At 55.7% G+C, this 1,344-nt stretch carries 1 protein-coding gene; it reads right to left on the reverse strand.

The genetic code is table 11. From position 1 onward, the window contains the following. Positions 1-652, reverse strand: a 652-nt coding sequence (locus KQ940_RS22590) for a reverse transcriptase domain-containing protein (protein ID WP_246590272.1), incomplete at its 3' end; no start/stop codon positions are given. Between the last annotated feature and the right edge of the window lie 692 nt (positions 653-1,344).

A 1,344-nucleotide genomic window follows, 5' to 3' on the forward strand; every position in this document is an offset into this window, starting at 1 on the left:
CCGGGTAGTGGATGTTGTCCTTCTCGACCACTCCCGCTTTTAACCATTTGCCTATCAGGCGCAGGATTTTCCCATCGTTGATGCGCAGCCGGAGTATGTCCCGGATGCGATCGTGCGGCATCGTATCGAAAAACTTGCTGATGTCCGCGTCGATGATTGCACTGACTTTCTCCCGGAAACAGCCATCCCTCAACGCCTTAATCGCATCGTGCGCGCTGCGCTTTTCCCGGAAGCCATAGGAGAAATCGTAGAAGTCGATCTCGTAGATGGCGCCCAGCAGCATCGCAACCGCCCTTTGCAGTATCTTGTCCTCCAGCGCGGGAATGCCGATTGGCCGCTGACTCTTGTCCTCTTTCTCGATCCACACGCGTTTGACGAAAGGGGCTACGTAGCTCCCCTCTCGGTAGCGGCGGTAGAGGTCTGCCAGATTGTTTTCAAGGTCGGCCGCGTAGTCCGCGACCGTAACCCCGTCCACACCCGCCGCCGCCTGTTTGTTGGTCTGGCGGTAGGCTTCTCGCAGCAAGTCGACGTCAATCAGATGGTGTAGCGTGGTGAACACCCGTTCGGGGTATTCCCTGGCTTGTACACTCAGTCGACGAAGTTTTAGTGAGACAGTTAGTGATCCCAAAGTATCTCCTGTCGTTCGATCCATCAACGCGTCATACCCGGCTTCACCTTCCCTACAGTGGGTCCTTAGGGCAGTCGTTCCCCGCCTTCCCAGTCAGTGGTACTGCCACCGACCATCGGTACTATGATCCGCTAAGACTTCCGATCTCGCTTCTCGGGTTTCTTCGCTCTCGCTATCGGCCCCCGATACCTGGTGTCTCTCCACTGTTCGTTCGTGACTCCGTCGAGGACTCCTCTCAGTGTGCAGTGAACCACTCTGTGAGGCCGGGTGTATTTATAGTCCGGCACACCGATGCCGGTTGCTTGAGCCAGGACTTGATCGGATCTCCCGAGTTCCCGAGCTACCCCTGTAAGCGCATGCCATGTTCTCAGACCCCGGCGGTGTCGCGGTAACTTGCCATCGCGTTACCGAGACTGCTGCATTCCGGTACAAAGCAAACCGTCTGCTTTCCCATCCGTCGATGGTTATCCAATGACCGCCACTCTACAATATTTCGGGGCTCAATAGATGGCCTACACTCTCGCTCCACCCTTGCTCCGCACACCTTGTTACCAAGATCGCACCCGGGTTTCACTACTGACCTGCCGGCTAGGCTTTGGTCGTGGTGGGACTGAGATAAGAGGGTTTCTCTTGATCTGCACCCACTGGGTAACATCAGCCAATTTCCGAATATTAAAATTCATCCCAAGACTTCGGATTTATCTCGGCACGAGCTG

Source organism: Marinobacterium ramblicola (genome assembly GCF_019084545.1).
Classification (GTDB): Bacteria; Pseudomonadota; Gammaproteobacteria; order Pseudomonadales; family Balneatricaceae; genus Marinobacterium_D; species Marinobacterium_D ramblicola.